The sequence below is a fragment of the Sphingomonas sp. AP28 genome, assembly GCF_056680455.1.
The window spans coordinates 200,603-218,121 of sequence record NZ_JBWXQI010000002.1 but is presented as its reverse complement, the minus strand read 5'-3'; the positions used below and the strand labels follow the sequence as shown (position 1 = coordinate 218,121).

General features: G+C 62.1%; 14 protein-coding genes. 6 read left to right on the top strand and 8 right to left on the bottom strand.

What is annotated here, in order from left to right; genetic code table 11:
- Positions 1-26 precede the first annotated feature (26 nt).
- Positions 27-3,041 carry a TonB-dependent receptor plug domain-containing protein gene (locus AC1MH0_RS20385; protein ID WP_480965990.1) on the bottom strand — a complete coding sequence of 1,005 codons (3,015 nt, stop codon included), beginning with the start codon at positions 3,039-3,041 and terminating at the stop codon, positions 27-29.
- Between the two features lie 353 nt (positions 3,042-3,394).
- Positions 3,395-3,829 (bottom strand): amidohydrolase family protein, encoded by a 435-nt coding sequence (locus AC1MH0_RS20380; RefSeq protein ID WP_480965989.1) that lies wholly within the window; start codon positions 3,827-3,829, stop codon positions 3,395-3,397.
- Between the two features lie 299 nt (positions 3,830-4,128).
- Here AC1MH0_RS20380 and AC1MH0_RS20375 point away from each other — a divergent pair, with 299 nt between their 5' ends.
- Both AC1MH0_RS20375 and AC1MH0_RS20370 read left to right on the top strand, forming a co-directional pair.
- On the top strand, positions 4,129-4,506 hold the full coding sequence (locus AC1MH0_RS20375; protein ID WP_480965988.1) for a hypothetical protein: 378 nt from the start codon (positions 4,129-4,131) through the stop codon (positions 4,504-4,506).
- A gap of 164 nt (positions 4,507-4,670) precedes the next feature.
- The gene (locus AC1MH0_RS20370; protein ID WP_480965987.1) at positions 4,671-6,092 is read left to right on the top strand and encodes a spinster family MFS transporter; all 1,422 of its coding nucleotides are present in this window, start codon (positions 4,671-4,673) and stop codon (positions 6,090-6,092) included.
- Positions 6,093-6,359: 267 nt separating this feature from the next.
- On the opposite strand, the gene AC1MH0_RS20365 is transcribed toward AC1MH0_RS20370, so the two are convergent.
- The 4 genes from AC1MH0_RS20365 to AC1MH0_RS20350 all read right to left on the bottom strand — a co-directional run bounded on the left by AC1MH0_RS20365 (position 6,360) and on the right by AC1MH0_RS20350 (position 9,925).
- Complete coding sequence (locus AC1MH0_RS20365) at positions 6,360-7,040, bottom strand: TetR/AcrR family transcriptional regulator (protein WP_480965986.1); 681 nt, start codon at positions 7,038-7,040, stop codon at positions 6,360-6,362.
- Between the two features lie 171 nt (positions 7,041-7,211).
- Positions 7,212-7,802, bottom strand: coding sequence for a protocatechuate 3,4-dioxygenase subunit alpha (pcaG, locus tag AC1MH0_RS20360; protein ID WP_480965985.1), 591 nt, complete (start codon positions 7,800-7,802; stop codon positions 7,212-7,214).
- The gene (locus tag AC1MH0_RS20355; protein ID WP_480965984.1) at positions 7,802-8,503 is read right to left on the bottom strand and encodes a dioxygenase family protein; all 702 of its coding nucleotides are present in this window, start codon (positions 8,501-8,503) and stop codon (positions 7,802-7,804) included. Before AC1MH0_RS20355 ends, pcaG begins: the two co-directional genes overlap by 1 nt.
- A gap of 423 nt (positions 8,504-8,926) precedes the next feature.
- Positions 8,927-9,925 (bottom strand): 3-hydroxyacyl-CoA dehydrogenase family protein, encoded by a 999-nt coding sequence (locus tag AC1MH0_RS20350; protein ID WP_480965983.1) that lies wholly within the window; start codon positions 9,923-9,925, stop codon positions 8,927-8,929.
- Between the two features lie 229 nt (positions 9,926-10,154).
- On the opposite strand from AC1MH0_RS20350, the gene AC1MH0_RS20345 reads away from it, so the two are divergent.
- From AC1MH0_RS20345 to AC1MH0_RS20335, 3 genes are all read left to right on the top strand, one after another.
- Positions 10,155-10,925, top strand: a complete 771-nt coding sequence (locus tag AC1MH0_RS20345; protein WP_480965982.1) for an enoyl-CoA hydratase/isomerase family protein — start codon at positions 10,155-10,157, stop codon at positions 10,923-10,925.
- A gap of 26 nt (positions 10,926-10,951) precedes the next feature.
- Entirely contained in the window at positions 10,952-12,385 is a 1,434-nt protein-coding gene (locus AC1MH0_RS20340) for an aldehyde dehydrogenase family protein (protein WP_480965981.1), read from the top strand.
- A gap of 110 nt (positions 12,386-12,495) precedes the next feature.
- Positions 12,496-13,365, top strand: a complete 870-nt coding sequence (locus AC1MH0_RS20335) for an acyl-CoA thioesterase (protein WP_480965980.1) — start codon at positions 12,496-12,498, stop codon at positions 13,363-13,365.
- Positions 13,366-13,402: 37 nt separating this feature from the next.
- Here the strand turns inward: AC1MH0_RS20335 and AC1MH0_RS20330 are convergent, their stop codons facing one another.
- Together AC1MH0_RS20330 and AC1MH0_RS20325 are read right to left on the bottom strand one after the other, a co-directional pair.
- Positions 13,403-14,764 (bottom strand): MmgE/PrpD family protein, encoded by a 1,362-nt coding sequence (locus tag AC1MH0_RS20330; protein WP_480965979.1) that lies wholly within the window; start codon positions 14,762-14,764, stop codon positions 13,403-13,405.
- A 59-nt stretch (positions 14,765-14,823) separates the two neighbouring features.
- Positions 14,824-16,323 carry a CoA-acylating methylmalonate-semialdehyde dehydrogenase gene (locus AC1MH0_RS20325; RefSeq protein ID WP_480965978.1) on the bottom strand — a complete coding sequence of 500 codons (1,500 nt, stop codon included), beginning with the start codon at positions 16,321-16,323 and terminating at the stop codon, positions 14,824-14,826.
- A 282-nt stretch (positions 16,324-16,605) separates the two neighbouring features.
- On the opposite strand from AC1MH0_RS20325, the gene AC1MH0_RS20320 reads away from it, so the two are divergent.
- Entirely contained in the window at positions 16,606-17,490 is an 885-nt protein-coding gene (locus tag AC1MH0_RS20320; protein ID WP_480965977.1) for an amidohydrolase family protein, read from the top strand.
- The last annotated feature ends 29 nt before the right edge of the window (positions 17,491-17,519 follow it).

Sequence of the window (17,519 nt, the reverse complement as noted above, 5' to 3'; positions counted from 1 at the left end):
GCACCGGATGGGCCGTTCATCGTCTTTCAGAAAGTCTTTTGGATGCCGAACCGGAAGTTACGGCCGATAGCGCTACCGATGAACGGATCGTAACTCAATTCCAAGCGCGCCGGGGATCCTCCGCGGTCAAAAATGTTGTCGACGGTAAAAGTCGCCGTCGTATCCCATGACAGCCGTACGCGGTAAGTGAAGTCGAAGGTATAGTAGTTGGCAACCTTCAACCCGTAGGTAATGAGGGTACAGCCCGGGGTGGTGGCTGCAGTTGCCACAGAGCATCCACCTACTACCGGCCCCGACTGCACTACAGTCGGGCCACGATTGTCGGTGACGCCATCGACGTAATTGAACTGCAACCGAGCGCTGTGGATGCCATGATCATAATCGATTGAGCCGGTGCCGCGCCATTTTGAAACGGTGCCCGGAATTCGGGTATAATTCGCAAACCCGAGTGCCGAATATCCTGGCGTAACGGTGATGCCATTATAGACGAAGTCACCTTCCTTATACGTCAGCATCCGGCTTGCTTGCACGCCGAGTTGTAAACGTCCACCAAGAACGTCACGGATCGTATAGACTACATCTAAGTCAAGTCCCGCGATCGTCGCTGTCGGCCCGTTAGTGGTGTCGCTTCGAATCCGGCTAATGTTATTCGCGGTCGTCGTTCCCTGGACGCAGGTATTGCTCTGATCGAATGTGATGAGGTTGCGCAGCACGCTGCCGCAGTTGACGAATTGCGAACCATTCCCAGCCCCTGCCACTGCGGTCGAGATGATGTTGGCGGGTACTGGGACGATCTGATTGCGCAGCTTGTAATGCCAATAATCGACCGTCGCGGTCAGACCCCGCAGGTTGAGAATACCCCCGACACTGTATGTAAAAGCCTTCTCCGGTTGTACCGCGGGGTTGCCGAAGACATCAACCGGCTTGAACTGGTTGCCGATCGCCGTGAGACCCTGATTCTGGGTGACACCCGCAAAAGCACGGTCAATCGATTGCGGCCCGCGAAATGTCGTGCTGACCGAGGCGCGCAACGCGAACGGCTCGCCCACCTGCCATTTGGCGGAGACTTTGGGATTGAACGTTGATCCGGTCAGACCCCCGTAATCTTCGTAGCGTGCCGCTGCCTGCAAATTCACGGTATCGAGCACCGGAAGCTGCAGTTCGGCGAAAACAGCTTTTATGCTGTCCTGCAGGCGGATTGCGGACGGATACGGACCCTGAAAGACATAGGGACCGGTCTTGAACGCGCATGTCGTCACCCCCGGCGTCGGGCAAGGGTTGATGGCGGCGTTGTTCAGGTCGTCGGTCGGCTCCAGCAGGTAAGTGCCTCGCCGGTATTGCGCACCGACCGCCCAGCCGATTCGACCACCCGGCAACTCGAGGAATCCGATCTTTCCGCTCAAGGCCGCATCGACCACGAATAGCGACTGCTCCTGTCGGAAGCCGCGATCGTTATCGTACAACCACGCGGCAAGGCCAGGGTCGTTAGCGTTGGCGGAAACATATCCGGGATTGCTTAATCCCCGGACAACGTTCCCGGAAGAACTGTTGCTGAACGGGTTGAGATAGAGGCAACCATTCGCCCCGGGCGTGGTGCCGGTGCAGTTGGGGCCACCTAGGCCGTTAAGTGCCGATTGCAGGCGCGAGACGAGCATATCTGGTGCGATGCTGAGGTTCATCTGTCGCGAATAGGTCGTTCCGATATCCAGCGTGGTGCTCGACCCGATCTCCGTTGTGACGCCCCCGGCGAACCGATAAAGTTGGTTGTGGACATGGCCGTATAGGGCCTTGCCGCCCGTCGAAGGAAGGCCTCCGTAGCCGAACGGGCGGTACAGCAACCCGGTCGCGCCTGTCGCCGCGCCGATCAGCGCCGCGTTACCCGTTTGTTGCAGGAAGGTGTTGAACCCCGGATTGGAGGAGGGAATGACGAACTGTGCCGTTCCGCCCGGCCCGTTCGGGCCGTTGGTCAGCGTATAGCTTGGCCCGAACGCATCGTTGGGGAGAGACGTGCTCGAATATTGACCCTCAACATGGACCTTCATGCGGTCGGTCAGATTGTAATTGCCTTCGACATAGACTTGATACTTGTCGGTATTCTCGACGAGGTTAAGAAACTGCACGTAATAATAGGCGCATGCCGGTGTGACGCCGCTATAGGCTTGGATCCCACCGAACGCTGCGCAATTAGCGTCCTGGACGGGACCGCTCAGGGCAGCTGCTCCGTTGCGCACCACGTACGTTCCGGGATTTCCGTTGAGCGAGTAACCCGTCGGATTGACGAAGTAGTTGCCGCGCAGAAGATCGCGCTTCTGCGAATTCAGAACCGAGCGATGCTGGTAACCTGCCGTCACCAGCAGGTTGCCGCGCTCGTTGGACGTTCCCCACACCGCGCTGACATCAACATCGCCGTCCGAACCAGAGACCAGACGGTAGTTGGCGTTGAGTTCGACTCCGGTGAACTTCGTGCGGGTGATGAAGTTGACAACACCGGCGATCGCATCGGAGCCGTATGTCGCTGCCGCGCCGTCCTTCAACACCTCGATCCGGCCGATCGCCGCTGCCGGGATCATTTCGGTATCAGCGCCGCCGCTTGCTGCGCCGGGCGCCGACACGATGCGGCGTCCGTTCATCAGAACCAATGTGCGCTGGTTGCCGATGCTCCGAAGATTGATACTGCCGGTGCCGAACTGAGACGCCGCATTTCCATTAAACTGGTTGGTCTCTCCGTACACAGCGCCGACGTTCGGCAAGCTTTTGATGATGTCGAGCGTGCTGGGCGTACCGCGTCGTAGGAGTTCGTTCCGATCTACCACTGCGACCGGCAAAGCCGTATCCTTCGCCGTGCCGCGGATGAGCGAGCCGGTGACGACGATATCCTGGTCATCCGCGCTATCGGATGCGGTCGGTAATACCTCGGGCAGAGGCGTCCCGGGCGACGATGTCGTGGGCGTGGCGGGCTGTTGGGCGGGCGACGCGACCTGGGCGGTCGCGCCAGTCGTCAGGGCCACATATCCTGCGGTCGCGAGCAGAAACGATTTCAACATAACCTCTCCTGATTTCTTAAACCGGTTACCGGCTATTTTTATAAAACGAGAGAAACCATCGTCCGAAAATGATTTCGGACGCGGCCGTTGATAGAACTCTACTTGCTGGGAAGTGCGATAGTCGTGCGCGCGACCGTCGCCCTCTCATCGTCAGCTTGTCTATTCACAACCCGTACGGTACCACGGTCACGAATAAGTACTCCCGATTTAAAATTGCTTCGTTTGAGTTTCCCTCAATCGATGGTCGGTTGCTCCGTTCGCCGATGCCGCATTGCACCCGCCCGAGCATACTTTTTCCCGGCGGCAAACGGATCAGGAAGCGCCAATGAACTGTCTCCCGGTGCCGACGGTCAGCTGGCAAATATGCGTAGCCCGGTATCGTGCAGCACCTTGCACCGTTCCTTATTATCAAGCATTGCCGCCGGGTCGAACGCCCTCGCGATCATCTCGGAGTAGCTGCCCGACGTCGTTCCGATATCCGATCCCCACATCACCTTGTCGGCCCCAAAGAAGTCGACCGCGCGGCGAAGCACCGCCTCGGGAGGGACCCTTTGCTCGCGCGCAACGTCCATGCTCAGCGATGTGAATTTGACCGAAATGTTGTCGCGAGCAGCAAAACCATCGCATTGGGAACCGATGCCATAATCCGGATCGGTCACAACCGGCAGGAATACATGGTCCAACACGATCGGCAAGGCGGAATGACGGTCGGCCATGTTCTCAATGATGGGAATAAGCGCCGGACCATTGGCGGCCGGCGCCTCGATGTCGACAAGAAGCCCCAACTCTTACGCGAGCGCCCAGACCCTGCTGGATTCCGGGCTACCGGGCCACGCGCTCTTGTCCTTGATTCCGACTCCGAAGAAGCGGATGCCGACAATCCCCCGTCTGGCAAGATCGGTTACCATGGCCGGCGTTTCTGGGGCCTGGGGGTTACCGCATCACTAGGCACCACCTCTGGCCGTGCGCGCTGGGCGTTCCCGAAGACTACACCATCACCGCCCGCTACAGCACGCACCGCTACAGCCCGCTTACCTCGTGGAATCCGGAAATCCGCGCGCATCTGCCGATGCTGAATTATGCGATGAGGCTGGCCTACCTCGCCTTCTGCGCGGCGGACGTGCAGCAGCGGCATCTCGACTTGATCTGTGATGCCGATGAACGCGCCGATCGCCCGCCGATCGATCTCGACGCCGTGCGCGATCGGCTGGCCGAAGTCCGCGCTGCGGACTTTGCGTTCCGCCTCGACAGCGGGAGAAACCGAAGTTGCAGCCTAGCCGTGCCTCTGATGGACGAAGGCCGCCCGCTCGGTAGCGTCGTGCTGACCTATTTCGCTCGGACGCTCGCGCGCGCTGAGGCGGAGCGGCGGTTCATCCCGCTGCTGCTGGACGCGGCGGTGGCGGCCCGGAATGCGGCGGTGCCGACCGTCCAGCCTAGCGCCGAAAAAGCTAAGGTGGGTTGATAAAAGCTCATTCGCCCCGTCCATTTTGTCGGTTGACCGATTGGCGGGCTGCGGGCTGTTCAAAGGGGTACGGCTTTACGTCAGCACCGCGCGGCAACGGCGCGGACGGGCGGAACCGGCCCGGCGGGTAAAGCCGGCAAAGACCTGATGATCGGAAGAAGACGATGGGAGTGGACAGCGCGCAACCCGATCCGGCGGTCGGTTCGCCCGACGGCGTGGCCAGAGTAGGAATGGGGACCGACGTCACGCCCGGAACCGTTGCGGATCAAACGCTGACGTCCGGTGGTGTGCCAGCTTATTCAGCATTGTATCGACGCGGCGCGCTGGCGCTGCTGCTAGCGATTTACACCTTCAATTTTGTCGACCGCGCAGTAATGAACATCCTCGCGGAATCGATCAAGTTGGAGCTGCATCTTGCCGACTGGCAGCTCGGCGTGATGTCGGGGCTGTCTTTCGCCTTGTTCTATGCGACGCTTGGTATCCCGATCGCCCGACTTGCCGAGCGGCGCAACCGGCCCAAGCTGATCGCCGCCGCGGTGCTGGTGTGGAGCGCAGCGACGGCGATGTGCGGCGCGTGCCAGACCTTTACACAGATCGCGCTCGCCCGGCTCGTAGTCGGCGTGGGCGAAGCCGGGGGCACGCCGCCGTCGCATTCGCTCATCAGCGACTACACGCCCGCCAAGCAGCGCGCGGGCGCGCTCGGCATTTATTCGCTTGGCATCCCGCTCGGCGCGCTGTTCGGCTTGGCCTTGGGCGGCTGGGTGGCGGCCAATCACGGCTGGCGAGTCGCGTTCGTCGTGGCCGGCGTACCGGGGCTAGTCCTCGCCGCACTCGCCTTCGTTTTCCTTCGCGAACCGCGCGTAGATCACGTCGCGTCGTATCGCCGGACCGCGCCGCTTCCGCTGCTCCAGGCGCTCGGCATTCTGTACCGCATCCCGACCTTCCGCTACCTGCTGCTCGCCAGCGGGGCAATGTCGGTTACGGGCTATGCAGTCTCGATCTATATCGCTCCTTTCATCCTGCGCGTCCATGCGACACAGCTCGCGGATATGAGCGCGCAGCTCGGCTTCAAGCCAATCGCGCTCTTAGGCCTGATTTTAGGGCTCGCCTATGGCATTCCGGGTTCGATCGGCACCTGGCTCGGCGGAGTGCTGAGTGACCGCTGGGCCCGGCGCGGGGTGCAGGCCTATCTGCTCATCCCGGCGATCGCCGCGGCGGCGTGCATCCCTTTCTACGTGCTGGCCATCTCGCTGGACGATCTGATCGCCACCTTCGCGTGCATCGCGGCGCTCAACCTGTTCGCGGTCTGCTATGTTGGTCCGCTCCACGCGACCGCGCAGAGCATCGTGCCACCCGAGCTGCGCGCGACGATCTCGGCCGTGCTTCTATTCAACATTTCGATTGTCGGGCTCGGGATCGGTCCGGTGCTGCTTGGCTTGGTCAGCGACCTAGCCCAGGTGAACATGAATCTTGGGACCGGCGGCGGCCTGCGAGTCGCCATGCTGACCGCTGCGTTTGGCTTTCCTATCGCCGCTTTGGCGTTTGTGCTCGGCAGTCGGCGCCTGCCGGCGGATTACCGAGGCTGATACGATCGGTAAGGCCGGCACGATGCCGCGTTCCGGAGCGCGGCGTGGCGGCGAACCAGATGCTCGCGTGAGCAAGGTGCGACGTGGCCGACGTTGGTCGCCTCGCCGATTTTGAATCGGCGACGAGGCGCGGTAAGCCTGGGGGCTGATACCGGCAAACCCATGCGCGGCGCTCGTCAAGTCGGTGTGCGACCGGGTGTCGGCCATTATCGTCGCTCAGCCAGATCACTCGCGGCGTTACAATCCTGTACGTGACGGCTATCCGTTTTATGCAGGCATGACTTCGTTCCCGGCGCCGCGGTGCCTATTGGTTGTTATAGGGGTGCGAGGCGAAAAGCGGCCGGGTCGGTCCGCTCCAAAGCCACACAGGAGCATTTTGTATTGACTGCGGAGTAAACGGTCGAAGCGCGAACGGTTTATATAACCGCCGAGCAGCGATCCCAGTTCGTGGTGGTACAGCGCGAAGATTGTCCGCGCCGCGAAGAGCGTCGGCGTCTCCGGATCAACGATGCTGTCGCGTTTGGCGCGTTCGATCATCAGTGCAAGTTCGCGATAGATCGTGCGCATCAGGCGGCCGACTAGCTCGCGGGAGTCGGGCCGCGCGACATATGTCAATTGTCTCATAAGAGCCCGAGCCAGCTCCGGGTCACGCTCGTGGTAAGAAGCTAGGCGTCCAAAGAAGACGAGTAATCGGTCCTCGAGTGCGCGTTCCTGCGCAGCAGCACGGGCAGCACCTGCGACGAGATCGGTGCCATCCTCGTGAAAGACAAGTACCAGCAGGTCTTCCTTGGTCCGAGCGTAGAGAAACAGCGTGCCGGACGCGACGCCTGCCTCGGTCGCGATCTGCTGCGTAGTCGTGCCGTCGAAGCCTTGGCGCCCGAACAGCTCACGTGCCGCCGCGATGATGCGCCTGCGTTTGTCGAGCTTGTTGCGATCACGGCGGGACATGCCGGGGGGTGGCGGCACGGACTGGACCAAGGCCGTAACCGGAATCAAAGATCGTGTTGTCATGCCCGCACCTTCTGCCACCAACCATGATGGAGCACAGAGACCATGTCTGCAAACTGAGCGATCTTATTTTAACGCCGAGTGGCCGAGGTAAGCCAGCCGGAGCGCGCGTTACACGTCGAAGAAAACCGTCTCTCCGTCACCCTGCGTCACCATGTCCAGCCGATAATTATCCCCTTCCCGCTGGGCGATCAGCGTCGAGCGGCGCTCTGTCGGGACCATCGCCAGCACGGGATCAGCGTCATTGCCAGATTCGTCTGCGAAATAGATGCGCGTCCGTAAGGGCATCAGCAGGCACGGGGTGAATATAATGACACTGATTTGCGCTGCGTGTCGTTGGCCCTGGGGATCGACGGTGGCGCCCGGCTTCATCGTTTCCAGCGCATAGTCGCCGTTCCAATTGATCTCCACGCGCCCGAAGCCGGCGAAGCCGGAGTTTGATCCGATCCCGACATGCCCGCGATCGGTTGGGTAGCGGCCCTGTGCATCGGCCTGCCAGAATTCCATCAGCGTCAGCCGCAGCGGCTCCGCGGTGCCGGTCAGCACGCGCCCGGTGATCGTAATCCGTTCGCCCGCTTCCTCCGGCCCAACGAGCCGATTGGTGACGAGTTGCTTCCCAACATAGGATTTTCCGGGTTCGTTGCATGTGAGCGCGAAGGCAGAGAATGGGCCGATTGTCTGCGAAGGCGTGATGCCCGCCATCAATGCGTGTCCAACGGAGTCGAGCGGCGGCCGCGCAGCACGATGTCGAAAGTGTAGGCGAGCGTGCCGTTAACCGAGTCCTGAAGATTCAGCCGGGAGATCAGCCGCTCACGCGCGGCGACATCGGGAATGGATTGCAGGATGTCGTCGTATTGCTGCAGCGGATCGCCCGGAAAATACATCTGCGTCACTAGCCGCGAAGTGAACGCCAGCCCGAACACCGACATGTGGATGTGGGCGGGCCGCCACCAGCGGCGCGCCTCAACGACTGGATACGGCCCCGGCTTGACTGACAAGAAGCTGTAGCGCCCTTCCGCGTCTGTGAGGACGCGCCCGGCGCCGTCGAAATTGGAATCGAGCGTGGCCGTCCGGTCGTCCGCGGCATGCACGTAGCGGCCGGAGGCGTTGGCTTGCCAGATCTCGATCAAAGCCGACGGGACGCCACGACCGTCCTCGTCCAACACGCGGCCCGATACGACGATCCGTTCGCCGACCGGCGCGGCGGCACAACGCGAAGTCAGATCGGCATCGCCCGGCATCACAGAACTATGACCGAAGACCGGTCCGGTCAGGTCGGCGGGCGCGGGGGGAATGCGGATAAGAGCCTGTTGCGGCGCGACGTCGACGGACGGGCGGTATCGGGGTTCAATTAACTGCGGATGCGCCGAATTGCTCTCGTACGGATAGTCAAAAACCGTCATCCTGCACCTCAGCCTGTGGTTCTGTTTCATCGATAATAGCATGCCCCTCGTACGGACCCATACGAGTATTACTGAGGATCAAGCGAGCCGAACTCAATCTCGGCTGCCAGCACGATCATGCGGTTTAGTACCTTGACGGAGACTAGACCGGAGTGGTCGCACGCTCCCATAGGGTCGCAGAAAAGTTCGGCGAAGTATGTCGCTTTCCTTCGAACTCCGGACTCCGTGCAGTCGGCGCGCCCAGACCATGAGCCGTGGACCCACGAGACAACCGATCTGAAGGCTTGGCATATGGTTGAGACAGAAACATCTGGTCGCGCAATGCGGGCCCTGAACCACATTCGCAAATTCGCTTAGGTTGGCATGCTCGTCGCTGAAGCGGCAAAGGAATTCTTGTCCGCCGCCGCCTTTAGGACGGGAAGGTTAACACGCGGCCTCGATCGGCCCGATCGCCGCGAAAGCCTTTGTCAGCGCGACTAGCTTGCGGTCACGTTCGCGGTAGAGTTGCTGTGCCTCGCGACCCTCATAATCGTAGAACCCGCGCCCGCTCGCCACGCCGTCATGACCCTCCGCTACCAGCTTGCGCAATGTCGTCGCGGGAATAGCACCGGGCTCAGTCAACGCGGAAAGGTTTGCCTCGACCAGTTTCAGGCCCGCGAAATCGGACCGCATCAGATGACCTAGCAGCGCCATCCGCAGCGCGATGCCGTAGCGAAGCGAGTCGTCGATCTGCGCGGGCGTGGCGAGGCCTTCGTCTAGGATGCACATGATTTCGCGCGTGATTGCGCTTTGCACCCGGTTTGCGACGTAGCCCGGTAAGAATCGGTCGAACACGACCGGCTTCTTGCCCATGGCAGCATAAAGATCACGTAATCGCAGCGTAATCGCCGGATCGGTCGCCACGCCAGGCGCAATCTCGACGAGGTCGATAATGTAAGGCGGCGAATACCAGTGGACCACACAGAACTGCGGCAGCCGCCGGGGCGGGACGCAAGGGTATACGTCGAGCATTGAGGTCGTACTCGTCAAGATCGCATTGTCAGGGCAGCAGCGGTCGGCCTCAGCAAAAATGGCATGCTTGATCGTCATTTGCTCGGTCGCGGCTTCGACGAAAAGATCGGTGCCTTGCGCAGCTTCGGCAAGATCTGTCGTAATATCAATGGCGGGCAGGGCTGTATCGATATCCCCGTCCGCGTCGCGCAACGTCTCGAACGACTGCGCAATGGCGGCACGAGCGGCGGCAAGTGCGTCGGCATTGCGGTCGTGCAGTCGGACCTGGCACCCGCCCAGGGCATGGACGAGCGCGAGCGCATGTCCCATCCGCCCCGCACCGCAGATCGTCACCGTCGTCATTTCCGACCCTCCACCGAATAGGATGCAGTCGTACCATGCCGCCGCCGCCGGTATAAGCTGAACGGCCAATCGATATTTCGTCCGCCGGGCATGAGCAAAGCGGCCACCGCTTCAATTACCGATCGCAAGCTACGCTGGGTATTTCTACGTTCAGAAGCCGTGGCTTTCCGTGCTTACGAGACACAGGATAGTCAATCGACCGTGCCGAATTCTCGTTTGATGAATCGAGCGCGACCGACTTGTATCCGCGGCAAGGTCGCGAGGCCCAAAACATTTATATATTTGGGGAGGACGCAGGTTGGCTGTCGACTATTCCGTTAAGGGCCATGTGGCCACCATCACGCTCAATCGGCCCGAAGCTATGAATGCGCTCGATCCTGAAACGACGCAGGCGCTTGACCGATGCTGGCAATCAGTTCGTGATGACGACAACGTCCGTGTTGTGATCGTCACCGGCGCTGGCGACCGGGCCTTCTGTGCCGGCGCCGACCTGAAGAAGACGATGCCGCCCGCGGAATCGTTTGCTCAGCTTACGTTCGGCAACGACTCGGGTGGCGGATCGCGGCTATCGACGGACAAGCCGATCATCGCAGCGATCAACGGTATTGCCGTGGGCGGCGGTCTGGAACTGGCGATGCGCTGCGATATCCGGATCGCGGTGGATACTGCGCGGCTTGGCCTTACCGAAGCCCGTATCGGAAGCATACCAGGTGCTGGCGGCACCCAGCGTCTGCCGAGGCTGGTCGGCCTGACCAACGCCTTGATGATGTTGATGACAGCCGAACCGATCAGCGCTGAGGAGGCGTTGCGCATCGGCCTCGTGAACAAGGTTGTACCGAAGGAAAGCCTAATGGATGAGGCTCAGGCGATCGCCGAAAAGATTGCTGGCAACGCCCCGCTAGCCGTCCGCGCGGTCAAGCGTCTCGCCTATCAGGGGCTGAACACGACGTTGGAGGCGGGACTGGAGGCCGAACGCTTTACCATGGGCGTGCTGCGCGATTCGAAGGATCGCATCGAGGGGCGGCTTGCGTTTCAGCAGAAGCGCAAGCCTGTGTACCGGGGCGAATAGGCGACGTGAGTGCGAAGGAACGTAAAATGATTGAACTCGATCAAGTCTATATCAACGGCCAGTGGCAGAAGACCCGGTCCGTCGACCGTCAGGCGCTGGTCGATGCGACGAGCGAAGCACAATGGGGCACGCTGGCGCTGTCCGACGAAGCGCAGCTCAACGAGGCGGTTGCGGCTGCCGCTGCTGCCTTTCCAGGCTGGGCGGCAGCAGACTCGGCGGTGCGCGTCGATGCGGCCAAGCGCATACAGGCGATCTACGACCGCCGCGCAGAGGAGATGGCTCAGGCTATTTCACGCGAGATGGGGGCGCCGATCGATATGTCGCGCAGGGCACAGGTCGGAATCGGCGCGCGTCATATCGCCAACTATCTGGCGGCAATGGAGGATTTCGAGTTCGAACGGCCGCTCGGGGCGCATGCGCCGGACGATCGGCTGCTGATGACGCCGATCGGCGTGACCGCGCTGATCACGCCGTGGAACTGGCCGATGAACCAGATCACGCTGAAAGTGATCGCGGCACTCCTCGCCGGTTGCACCATGGTGCTCAAGCCATCGGAAATCGCGCCGCTTTCGGCCAATCTCTTTGCGGAGATCATGGACGAAGCGGGCTTGCCGGCAGGCGTATTCAACATGATCCATGGTGACGGACTGGGTGTAGGCACCTGGCTTTCCGCGCATCCGGACGTGGAGATGGTGAGCTTCACCGGATCGACCCGGGCGGGCATCTCGATCTCGACAGTCGCGGCGCAGACGTTGAAGCGCGTAAGCCTCGAACTGGGCGGCAAGGGCGCCAACCTGATTTTCGCGGACGCCGACGACATGGCGGTGGAACGTGGTGTCCGCCAATGCTTCAACAATAGCGGGCAGAGCTGCAACGCCCCGACCAGGATGCTGGTGGAGCGATCGATCTACGATGATGCCGTGGCGACCGCGGCCAGGGTTGCCGCAACGGTCAGCGTCGGTCCGTCTGCCGACGGAGGCGCGCATATCGGCCCGGTGATCTCACAGCGTCAATATGCGCGCGTCCAGTCGCTGATCGAGATCGGCGTGGCGGAGGGTGCAAAGCTGGTCGCGGGCGGTCCGGGTCGTCCGGACGGTGTCGACAAGGGCTTCTTCGTCCGGCCCACCATCTTTGCGGATGTATCGAACGACATGACGATCGCGCGCGAAGAGATTTTCGGGCCGGTCCTGGCGATCATCCCGTTCGACGACGAACAGACCGCGATCACGCTGGCCAACGATACGCAATATGGTCTCAGCGATTATGTGCAGACGTCCGACGTCGATCGCCGCCGCCGGCTCGCGCGCGTGCTCGAGGCCGGCATGATCGAGATGAACGGCAAGCCGCGCGGTGCCGGCTCTCCGTTCGGCGGGGTCAAGCGTTCCGGGCGAGCGCGCGAGGGGGGACGGCTCGGCATCGAGGAATTTCTCGAGGCGAAGGCGGTTTCCGCCTGGAACTGACGCCTAGGCCGCCGATGGCTGTTCTTCGCACCCAAAGCGATCGACCCAGCGGCGCGTCTTGACCACATGATGATCGCGCGTTGCGGCGAAAATGGCAACGGAGGTACAGCTTGCCTATCGCAACGTCAGCGACGTCGATCGACGCTTACGACGCCTTCCGACTACAGCGATTGGCGTGCGACCGGTTCGTCAGCGCGCCAGCGTCGCCGTTCGATGGCCGGGTGTTCGGCGGCGAGCTGATCGCGCAAGCCGCCATGGCGGCGATGATGGTCGAGGAACAGGGACGAGCGCTGCATTCGTTGCATGCCTATTTCCTACAACCGGGCGGCGCCGGCGGCGCGATCGAATACCGCGTGACCACCCCGTTCGATGGGCGCAGCTTTTCGACCCGTCAGGTAACCGCGGTGCAGGAGGGGGGCGACCTGCTCGTCCTGTCGGCCTCGTTCCACCGGACCGAAGACGGACCGGTACATCAGAGCATTGCCCCGATCGACGGCGATCCGGAGCGGGCGCTATCTGCGTTGCAGGACTGGCGACATAGTCGGATCGCGGCGGGACTTCCCGATCCGGCCGGACGCTTCGACATTCGCCCGATCATGATCGTGCCGGTCGATCCCGAACGCGCCTATGGCACCGGGCGCGGCCCGGCGCGCGCGGCTGCGTGGGTCCGCTGCCGAACGCCATCGCCAGCGGACCCGATGCTGCAACGGGCATTGATCGCCTATGCCTCGGACATGATGTTGTTGCGCACGTCGATGCTGCCGCACGGCATTCGTCCCGGCATGCCCGGCGTCCAGTCAGCGAGCCTGGATCACGCTCTGTGGATCCACGGTACGCCGGACTTGAACCATTGGCACCTGTTCGAGACGGACAGCAGCTGGTCGTTCGGCGCACGCGCGATGACACACGGCCGACTGTTCGATCGCGATGGCCGACTGGTTGCCGAGGTAGCCCAGGAGAGTCTCGTCCGACGCCGGTGAAGACAGTACCGGTGGGGCGGATCCGCGGCCGGGGTCGTCAGTTCGGATCGAGCAACGCCGTCACCGAGCCAAGCGTCTCCAATTGCTGCAATCGATCGAACAGATCGTCGAGCCCCAGGTCGCGTGCGACATCGCCGGCGAGATAGTTGAACTTCGCCTGCAATTGCTCGCGCAATAGCCGCCGCGTCCAATGCCCGGGGTAGAAATCGGCCGGTTCGGAGGTCAGTTCGCGACCGTCCGTCAGGTGCAGCGTCACGATGCGCGAATAGCCGAGATTGGGTTCGCGGTCGGGCGCGATGTCGGCGCGATCCTGTATTTCCAGGATCGACTGAAATCGGCGAACGTCCGGACGGTCGTGGAATTCGACTTGCAATTCCGCCAGCGTCGCGCGGCGGGCGATCACCGCGCTGGCCGCCGCCAGCCACATCCAGGTCGCGTTGAACGATCCCGATCCGTCGCTCATCTGCCGGAAGGCAGCCTGCGCCAGGCCGAGGTTCAACGTTATCTTCTCGACCAGGTCCGGTGCGATATCGTGGCGCTGCACCAGATCGAGGATGCCGTCCAGCGCGCGGTGAGTGCCGAGGATGAACGGGAATACCTTGACGTGCAGCCCTTGCGTGGTCAGCCGCCATTTTTCGAACAGATCGTCGCACGGTGTATCCAGGTCGAGATCGCCTTTCGGCGACAAGGCGACGAGCAAGCCGTTCCTGCCCTCCAACGCAACTGGCGAACCGGAAATGCCGCCCGCCGCCAGCTTCGCGGCGACCACGCCCGACTGGGCGGCGCGCCCGACCTGGAACGGCTTGGTGCCGGTCCAGCCTGCGACCGTGCCGGCAGAGCAGGACGCGGCGATGGCCATGGCGTTGCGCGTCTCCAGCGGAGACAGGCGCCGAAGGTTCGCCAGTGCTGCCGCAGCGGCGACGGGGCCGATCACCGCGGTCATGTGCCAGCCCTTCGGTACATATGAATCACGCTCCCGCTCGACGATGCGCGCCCAGACTTCGAAACCAACGGCATAGGCGGTCATCATGTCGCGCCCGCTCGAGCCCAGTTCCTCGGCCTGCGCGACGATCGCCGGGACCAGGACGGCGCTGGGATGGCTGCCGCGGAGCGCGATATCGTCCATGTCGAGCGCATGCGCGGTCGCGCTGTTGATAAGCGCGGCATCCTCGACCGAAACGCGGCGCGGGCCGAGTAGCAGGCGCGCGCCCTGATGCAAGTCGCGGGGGGCAATCGCCTCCAGCAACATCGTGCTATGCGGTGAGCTGCTGCCGGCCAGCAGGCAGGCGACGCAATCGGTGAAACCCAGCCGCACCGCGCTGAGCGCAGCCTCCGGCAGATCGTCAAAGCGCACCGCGGCGGCGAATTCGGCCAGACGTTCGGTCAAGGGATACGACATCCAAGCATCTCCTATTGCATGTGTCCGCCGCCGACCGGACGGCTCGTCGATTCTGCCGTTCATCCCATCGTCGGGATGACAAAGCTCTGATCGACGACCGAGCCACCGGACGGCCAGCGCTGCGTGATCTTCTTGGTTCGCGTGTAGAAGCGCACGCCGTCCATGCCGTATTGGTCCAGGTCACCGAACCCCGATCGCTTCCATCCGCCGAAACTATGATAGGCGACCGGCACGGGGATCGGCACGTTGATGCCGACCATGCCGACCTCGACCTCGGCCGCGAACGTTCGCGCCGCGTCGCCGTTGCGGGTGAAGATCGCGACGCCATTGCCGTATTGGTGCTCGCTCGGATAGCGTAACGCCTCCTCGAACGTCTCGGCGCGCAATATCTGGAGCACTGGGCCGAATATCTCGTCGCGGTAGCTTTGCATGTCCGGCGTGACGTGATCGATCAGCGTTGGGGCGAGGAAGAAGCCGTGTTCGAAGCCCTGCAACGAGAAGCCGCGGCCATCGACGACGATTTCTGCGCCTTCGTCGGCCGCCATCTGGATATAGGCTTCGATCCGCGCCTTGTGCGCTCCGCTGATTACCGGGCCATAATGCGCATCGGTGTCGGTTGCGATGCCGACTTTGAGGCCGCCGATCGCCTGGATCAATCGGGCGCGCAGTGCTTCGGCTGTCGCCTGGCCGACCGGCGTCACGACGGGCAAGGCCATGCACCGTTCGCCCGCCGAACCATAAGCGGCGCCAATGATGTCGGCGACTGCCTGATCGAGATCCGCGTCGGGCAGGATGATGGCGTGGTTCTTTGCACCACCCATGCACTGAACGCGCTTTCCGTTCTGGGCGCCGCGACCATAGACGTAATTGGCGATATCGGAGGAGCCGACGAAACTGACCGCCTTGATCTTCGGATGATCGAGGATGGCATCGACGATCTCCTTGTCGCCATGCAAGACGTTGAGGATGCCCGCCGGCAAGCCCGCCTCCAGCGCCAGTTCGGCCAGCCGCACCGGCACCGATGGATCGCGTTCCGACGGTTTCAGGATGAAGGCGTTACCGCAGGCGATGGCTGGTGCCAGCATCCAAAGCGGGATCATTGCCGGAAAATTGAACGGTGTGATGCCGGCGACGACTCCAAGTGGCTGTCGCATGGAATAAACGTCGATCCCCGGCCCGGCGCCCTGGGTATAGTCGCCCTTCAGCAGGTGCGGGATGCCGCAGGCGAATTCCACGACCTCCAGCCCGCGTTGGATATCGCCCTTCGAATCCTCGATGACCTTGCCATGCTCCTGTGACAGCATGCGTGCGAGCTCATCCATGTTGCGTTCGATCAGATCCTTGAAGCGGAACATCACGCGCGCGCGACGCTGAGGATTGGTCGCGGCCCAGGCCGGCTGTGCCGCCAGCGCAGAATCGACCGCCTTTTGCAGATGATCGGGCGTCGCCAGTTCGACCTGAGCCTGGACCTCGCCCGTGGAGGGATCGAAAACGTCCGCCAGCCGCGCTCCGGCGAGCGGCGCGGTCGTGCCGTGAATGAAGTGCGTTATCGAGCGCATATTGAAACTCCGAGGGCGGCAGGCGTCGATCAACTGTCGACCGCCTGTATGGCGGTAGCGACCGCCGTTGATCTGCTAGGCGGCATGGATACCGCCCGCACCGTGACTACCACGGCCGATCAGGCGCCATAAGGAGGCCGGACGGCCGATATTTTCTCCATCGACACTGAGGAGACCGGCCTCAATCACATTACAGAAACGCAAGCGACGCGGAGAACTTCTATGTTGAGTGGTCTGCGCTTTCACCGCTTATGAGTTTCAAGAATAATAGGAGAGGATCACATGTCGGACGTCCGTCCCCCGCGCGTCGAGATTCCGCGGCCGGTTTCCCAGCCGCAAAAGCCTTTGCCGCGTGGTGCATGGGACTGTCATGCGCACGTGTTCGGCCCGTACGATCGGTATCCGCTATTGCCCAACCCGCCGTACCAGCCGCCTTTGTCGCCGGTGACGGATTACATTGCGATGCTGGACAAAGTCGGTTTCGACCACGGTGTGCTTGTGCATCCGTCGGCGAACGGCTGGGACAATTCGACCACCAGCGATGCGGTCACCGAGAATTGGCCGCGGCTGCGCGGGGTTGGGGTCTTGCCCGCAGATATCACCACGGCGGAACTGCAGGAATACGATCGATTGGGGATGCGCGGTGTTCGTATCACCGACCACGGCCACGCATCGGGCAAGCCGGGTACGCTGGCGATGACCGATCTCGCGGCATTGGTGTCCAGCTTCCGCGAACTCGGCTGGCATTTCCAGATCTGGGCGACGCAATCGCTGATCCTCGACTATTTCGAGCAGCTGAAATCGATGCAGGTGCCCGTGATCTTCGATCACATGGCATTTTGCAACGTTGCCGCCGGACGCGACGATCTGGCGTTCCAGCGCTTCCTAGAGCGGATCGAGGACAGCGATTTCTGGATCAAGCTGACCCCGGGGCGGGTTTCCAAGCAATATCCAGATTTCGATGAAGTGCGGCCGTTCCATGACGCGTATCTGGAACGCTTGCCCAACCGGCTGGTGTTCGGGAGCGACTGGGCCTTTATCGGTAACGACGCGACGCTGCCGGATGTCGGCCATATGGTCGATCTGTTCGACCGCTGGACGCCGGACGCCACGTTGCGGGAAAAGGTCTTCGTCACCAATCCCGCCCGGTTCTACGGCAGCAGGTAATTTCCTGCAGGCGGGCCGCGGCTGGCGGA